General features: G+C 51.7%; 5 protein-coding genes. 4 read left to right on the plus strand and 1 reads right to left on the minus strand.

All coding sequences use genetic code 11. The annotated features are described in order from the left end of the window. Positions 1-8: 8 nt before the first annotated feature. Complete coding sequence (locus ACFVVF_RS15320) at positions 9-674, plus strand: potassium channel family protein (RefSeq protein ID WP_387810939.1); 666 nt, start codon at positions 9-11, stop codon at positions 672-674. A 57-nt stretch (positions 675-731) separates the two neighbouring features. On the opposite strand, the gene ACFVVF_RS15325 is transcribed toward ACFVVF_RS15320, so the two are convergent. Further along, positions 732-1,616, minus strand: coding sequence for a LysR family transcriptional regulator (locus ACFVVF_RS15325; RefSeq protein ID WP_387810942.1), 885 nt, complete (start codon positions 1,614-1,616; stop codon positions 732-734). A gap of 228 nt (positions 1,617-1,844) precedes the next feature. Here ACFVVF_RS15325 and ACFVVF_RS15330 point away from each other — a divergent pair, with 228 nt between their 5' ends. From ACFVVF_RS15330 to sdhB, 3 genes are read left to right on the plus strand one after another with little or no spacing between them, the layout of a single operon-like run. Further along, complete coding sequence (locus ACFVVF_RS15330; RefSeq protein WP_387810945.1) at positions 1,845-2,516, plus strand: succinate dehydrogenase cytochrome b558 subunit; 672 nt, start codon at positions 1,845-1,847, stop codon at positions 2,514-2,516. Between the two features lie 24 nt (positions 2,517-2,540). Beyond that, positions 2,541-4,289, plus strand: a complete 1,749-nt coding sequence (gene sdhA / locus ACFVVF_RS15335) for a succinate dehydrogenase flavoprotein subunit (RefSeq protein WP_387810947.1) — start codon at positions 2,541-2,543, stop codon at positions 4,287-4,289. Between the two features lie 26 nt (positions 4,290-4,315). Further along, positions 4,316-5,077 (plus strand): succinate dehydrogenase iron-sulfur subunit, encoded by a 762-nt coding sequence (gene sdhB, locus ACFVVF_RS15340; protein ID WP_387810950.1) that lies wholly within the window; start codon positions 4,316-4,318, stop codon positions 5,075-5,077. Positions 5,078-6,274: the final 1,197 nt, after the last annotated feature.

The raw sequence follows: 6,274 nt of genomic DNA on the forward strand, positions 1-6,274 counted from the left end.
ATTAAGAAATGAAGAACAAGCAGTTTGTCATCGTCGGTCTTGGCAGGTTCGGATCCAGCTTGGGGAGAGAGCTGATTCAGCTTGGCCATGAGGTGCTCGGCATCGATAAGGACGAAGAGGCCGTACAGGAAATGTGCGACGTGCTGACGCATGCCGTGTCTGCAGATTGTACAGATGAAGAGGCGCTTCGCTCGCTGGGCGCACGCAACTTTGACTGCGGCGTAGTCGCGATCGGCGATGATATTCAGGCTAGCATCCTGACAACGATATTATTGAAGGATCTAGGCGTGAAGAAGGTTGTCGCCAAGGCGATGAGCGAGCTTCACGGGCGGGTGCTGGAGAAGCTGGGCGTTGACCGGGTTATCTATCCGGAGCGTGATATGGGCATTCGTGTAGCGCATCAGCTCGTATCGCCGAACCTGCTTGATTATATCGAGTTGTCGAAGGACTATACGATTGCCGAGCTTGTCGTTCCAAGGGAGCTGAACGGCAAATCGCTCAGCGAGCTTAATCCGCGTGCCCGGTTCGGCTGCAGCATCGTGGCGATCAACAAGCCTCAGGGCGGCGTTATTATTGCGCCCACAGCGGCAGACGTGCTGAATGAGCGTGACATCATGGTCGTCATCGGGACAAATGATCAGATTGAGCAGTTTGAAGTATCGGTAATCAGGTGATGATAAGGACAGTGGCGCTATGGGCCGCTGTCCTTTGCTGCGCTTTGGCTTACATAGTCAGTTAATGGCGGATAATTCTTCGATCCATAGACGGACGGCGGGATGGAGCCCGGCCGGGTCAGCGTGAATAAGACAGGTTGTGCGTTTCGTCTGCTCCAGCTCTTGTATGGAGACGACGGAAAGCTCGTTGTCCTCCAGCAGCTGCTTGCGCAAGTAAGAGTGGGGCAGCAGCGTAGCAGCGCGGCAGGTATGAAGCAGGCGCAGGATGGCTTCGAAGGAGTCGATCTCCATCCGGACATCGGGCTGCAAGTTATGTTTGGCGAACACCTCGTCGGTCAGCATCCGGTACCAGGTGCCTCTTGAGAACAGTATCATCGGCAAGCCGTTCAGATCATCGATGCCAAGCTGCTCCTTGCCTGTGATGGCAATGCTGGTCGGCAGGACGAGCATGAGATGGTCGTCGAACAGCGGCACGCAGTGCAGCTGCGCGTCTTCGATGCGGGAGGCGACGATCGCAATATCGGCTTTATTTTCGCGAACCTGGGTGACGATTTCATGCGTCTTGCCCGTGATCGCCTTAATGTCGAATTCGGGATGGCTGGCGTTCAGCGCTTTGATGAAATCAGGCAGTGTCGTCTGCAGCGTTGTCAGGCTGGCCCCTATCGTAATGGAAGTGCGTCCTGCGCTCGCATATTCCGACACCGTCTCCAAAAACCGCTTGTGCGAGTGGCGAAGCTCCAGCGCGTATTCGTAGGTGAGCTGTCCGATTCTCGTAAGCTCCAGCCGTTTGCCGATCCGCCGGAACAATTGTGCGCCCAAATCCTCCTCGAGCTTGGCCAGCTTGCGGGAAAGCGCGGGCTGTGAAAGATTGAGAACAGCCGCCGCTTTGTTCATGCTCTTATGCTCGACAATGGCGGCAAACATGTCCAACTCTTCAATCATAGTAGAAAACGCCTCCAAACCGGATGGACGGAAAAACGTCCTTATGCTTATTTGTTATTATAAATTATAAAAAATATGCAATTCCATTATAAGACGAAAAGGAGTAGGATGGAAAGTGTGACTAATCCGTGTCAACTTTTGTTGACGGCTATTCCGACCGGGGGTAAAATGTAGGATGGTTTGTTCAAAGACAGTGAGCATTTTCAGTCTAGAAAGGAGAACTATGAAATGAAAGGAAATTCGTATTACTGGCGCAAGCTGCACTCGCTGCTCGGGGTGATTCCGCTCGGGGGCTTTATTCTTGTGCATGCCTTGACCAACTACCAAGCGTTTGAGCGCGGACCGGAAGGGTTCGCTAACGGCGTGCATTTCATTAACAGCCTGCCGATTGTTCCGGTGCTTGAGATTTTTGGCATCTACCTTCCGATTTTGTTCCACGGTATTTATGGTTTGTATATGGCCTATCAGTCCAACCTGAACTCGGGGCAATATTCGTACAGCCGGAACTGGGCGTTCACCGTGCAGCGTATTACCGGGGTGATTACGTTCATTTTCGTATTTTGGCACGTCTATCAGACTCGTTTTCAAGTTTACATCGGCAATGTGACGCATGAGGAGCTGGGCTCCACGATGCACCAAATTGCTACAAATCCTACGTTTTTCGTGATGTACGTTGTTGGCGTATTGGCAGCAGTGTTCCATTTCAGCAACGGCTTGTGGGCGTTCCTGATCAGCTGGGGCATTACGATTTCTCCGCGTGCGCAAAAAGTTTCTTCTTATATTTGCATGGTTGTATTTGTACTCGTGTCCGCGCTGTTCATTCTTTCCCTCGTTGCTTTCACAGGCGATGAGTTCAAAGAAACGGCTAGTGCCGCTTTGGCATGGACGAATATCGGATAGTTTGAAGACAAGGAGCGATGCGTTATGGCTAAAAATAAAGTTATCGTCGTAGGCGGAGGCCTTGCTGGTCTTATGGCTACGATTAAAGCAGCGGAAGCGGGCGTGCATGTCGATCTGTTCTCGATCGTCCCTGTAAAGCGTTCCCACTCCGTCTGCGCGCAAGGCGGTATTAACGGTGCCGTTAATACGAAGGGCGAGGGCGACTCGCCTTGGGAGCACTTTGACGATACGGTATACGGCGGCGACTTCCTTGCGAACCAGCCTCCGGTAAAAGCAATGTGCGAAGCTGCACCTGGCATTATTCACTTGATGGACCGGATGGGCGTTATGTTCAGCCGTACACCAGAGGGTCTGCTTGACTTCCGCCGCTTCGGCGGTACGCAATACCACCGTACGGCATTTGCAGGCGCGACAACCGGCCAACAGCTGCTGTACGCTTTGGACGAGCAAGTCCGCCGCTGGGAAGCTGCCGGTCTCGTAACGAAATACGAGCACTGGGAATTCCTCGGCGCGGTTATTGATGACGACGGCGTATGCCGCGGCATTTCGGCGCAGGATCTGCGGTCGATGGAAGTACACACCTTTGCTGGCGATGCTGTTATTATGGCTTCCGGCGGCCCTGGCATTATTTTCGGCAAAACGACGAACTCGGTTATTAATACGGGTACGGCGGCAAGCGCAATCTATCAGCAAGGCGTTCACTATGCGAACGGCGAGTTTATTCAAATTCACCCGACAGCGATTCCAGGCGACGACAAAAACCGCTTGATGTCCGAATCGGCCCGCGGCGAAGGCGGACGCGTATGGACATACAAAGACGGCAAGCCATGGTACTTCCTGGAGGAAAAATATCCGGCTTACGGCAACCTGGTTCCGCGTGATATCGCGACTCGGGAAATCTTCAGCGTCTGCGTCGACGAGAAGCTTGGCATCAACGGCGAGAACATGGTTTACCTCGATCTGTCGCATAAAGATCCGAAGGAGCTGGACGTTAAGCTCGGCGGCATTATCGAAATTTACGAGAAGTTCACGGGCGACGACCCGCGGAAGCTTCCAATGAAAATCTTCCCTGCCGTTCACTATTCGATGGGCGGACTGTGGGTAGACTACAACCAAATGACAAACATTCCAGGTCTGTTCGCAGCCGGCGAATGCGATTATCAATACCACGGCGCGAACCGTCTGGGCGCGAACTCGCTGCTTTCCGCGATCTACGGCGGTATGGTCTCCGGTCCAAAAGCGGTTGAGTATATCAAAGGTCTCAAAAAATCGGCCGACGATATTTCTTCTTCCGTATTCGATCGTGAGAAAAAACGCCAAGTTGATAAAATCAGCATGATCCGCGGTCTGGACGGCAACGAAAATGCTTATGTCATTCAGAAAGAGCTTGGCGAGTGGATGACGAACAACATGACGGTCGTTCGTTTCAACGATAAGCTGGAAGCGACTATCGGCAAAATTAAAGAGCTGAAGCAGCGTTATAAGAAAATCAATATTAACGACGTTGCACAGTGGAACAACTCCAGCCTGTCGTTCACACGCCAGTTGTGGAACATGCTTGAGTTGGCTGAAGCGATGACGCTTGGCGCGTTGCTCCGCAACGAAAGCCGCGGCGCGCACTACAAGCCGGAATTCCCGAATCGTAACGACGAAGATTTCCTGAAAACGACGAAAGCGACTTGGACGCCGGAAGGCCCGCAAATCTCTTATGAAGACGTTGACGTATCGCTGATTGCGCCGCGTAAACGCGACTATACATCGAACAAACACTAAGCTTGGCAAGAAAGGAGAAATCGACGATGGCAGAAGCAACAGCAACAAAAACAATTAAGTTCATCATTACCCGTCAAGATACGCCGGATTCTGCTCCTTACAAGGAAGAATTCGAAATTCCTTATCGTGCGAATATGAACGTAATTAGCGGTCTGATGGAAATTCAGCGTAATCCGAAAACAGCGGAAGGCAAAGGCACCGCTCCGGTATGCTGGGAATCGAACTGTCTAGAGGAAGTTTGCGGCGCTTGTTCCATGGTAATCAACGGCAAGCCGCGTCAAGCGTGCAGCGCGCTGATCGACCAGCTGGAGCAGCCGGTTCGCCTGGAGCCAATGCGTACGTTCCCGGTTGTCCGTGACCTTGTCATTAACCGCGAGCGGATGTTTAACGCGCTCAAACGCGTTAAAGCGTGGATTCCAATTGACGGCACTTATGATCTTGGTCCTGGACCGCGTCTGGCTGAATCGAAGCGTCAATGGGCTTACGAACTTTCGAAATGTATGACTTGCGGCGTCTGCATGGAGTCTTGCCCGAACGTCAACGACCGCAACAGCTTCATCGGTCCGCAAGCGATCTCCCAAGTTCGTCTGTTCAACGTTCACCCTACGGGCGAAATGAACAAGGAAGAGCGTCTGGACGCGTTGATGGAAGACGGCGGCATCGAAGGCTGCGGCAACTCGCAAAACTGCGTGCGCTCGTGCCCGAAAGGCATTCCGCTTACGACGTCGATCGCTGCAATCAACAAAGATACGACGAAGCATTTGTTCAAAAAATGGCTTGGCATGTAGTCGGCTGAGCTGACGTTGAAAGAGCCCTCCGCTTTGTAATGAAGCGGAGGGCTTTTTGCTGCGCGATGGCACGCTAGGTCACGCTAGGCAGAGCTTCGCTGCGCGTTTGAGTTCATGCGGCCGTTCTTGATTCCAATTACTCATCGCTACTCGATGAGACGATTGGATAGAACCTGCGAAAAGTCTGCCTGAACTCAAAACGCTCCGCTGAGCTTTAGAGCTGCAGTGCACGTTGGCAAAGCCCAAGCGTCGCTGCGCGTTTTGGTTCATGCGGCCGTTCTTGCTTCCAATTATTCATCGCTGTCCGATGACAATTGGATAGAACCTGCGAAAAGTCCGCCTGAACTCAAACCGCTCCGCTTAGCTTTAGAGTGCAATTCAGTTGAGTACCTCAGCTTTATTATCTAACAGAGTCACATTCATCGGTTGTAGCCTTCTCGAATTGTCCATTTTTCGCACAGGCCTCCAATATGAACAACAACGAACCTCCTTCGCTAATTAGCGAAGGGAGGTTCGCAGATTTTACTCAAAACCTGGCGATTGGGGTAGCTCTCCAGCATTAGCGAAGAGATTTTCGCAGTTGGAGAAGCTGGGTTCTCGAAAAGCGAAGTTTAGTTCGCTGTAACGCATACCGGCAGCCATTCGCTTTCATATAACGAACTTTGGTTCGTTCTTCAGCGAATTGGGTTCGTTGCAGCTAAGTCTTAGCAGATCAAAATGTAAAAGTGCAGGCTGATTAACCTAAAACGCGCGAGATGAGAGGAAGGGAGGGGGGAGTTCGCACGAAATTCCCGACAAGAACAACAACGAACCTCCTTCGCTAATTAGCGAAGGGAGGTTCGCAGATTTTACTCAAAACCTGCGAATTTGCGTGACTCTCCAGCATTAGCGAAGAGATTTTCGCAGTTGGAGAAGCTGAGTTCTCGAAAAACGAATTTTAGTTCGCTGTAGCGCCTACCGGGAGCTATTCGCTCTCGTATAGCGAACTTTGGTTCGCTCTTTAGCGAAGTAGGTACGCTGCAGCTAATCCTTATCTAATCAAAAAGTAAAAGTGCAGACTGATCCGCCTAAAACGCGAGAGTAGGGTGGAACAGAGGGTTCCGAATCGGCCGACAAGAATAAGAGCGAGCCTCCTTTGCTAATTAGCGAAGGCTAGTTCGCAGATTTTACTCAAAACCTGCGGATTTGCGTGACTCT

Source organism: Paenibacillus sp. NPDC058174 (assembly GCF_042883865.1).
Classification (GTDB): Bacteria; Bacillota; Bacilli; order Paenibacillales; family Paenibacillaceae; genus Pristimantibacillus.

Coding starts and splice junctions, on each gene's coding strand:
- ACFVVF_RS15320 (WP_387810939.1), top strand. CDS start 9: ATGAAGAACAAGCAGTTTGTCATCGTCGGTCTTGGCAGGTTCGGATCC.
- ACFVVF_RS15325 (WP_387810942.1), bottom strand. CDS start 1,616: ATGATTGAAGAGTTGGACATGTTTGCCGCCATTGTCGAGCATAAGAGC.
- ACFVVF_RS15330 (WP_387810945.1), top strand. CDS start 1,845: ATGAAAGGAAATTCGTATTACTGGCGCAAGCTGCACTCGCTGCTCGGG.
- sdhA (WP_387810947.1), top strand. CDS start 2,541: ATGGCTAAAAATAAAGTTATCGTCGTAGGCGGAGGCCTTGCTGGTCTT.
- sdhB (WP_387810950.1), top strand. CDS start 4,316: ATGGCAGAAGCAACAGCAACAAAAACAATTAAGTTCATCATTACCCGT.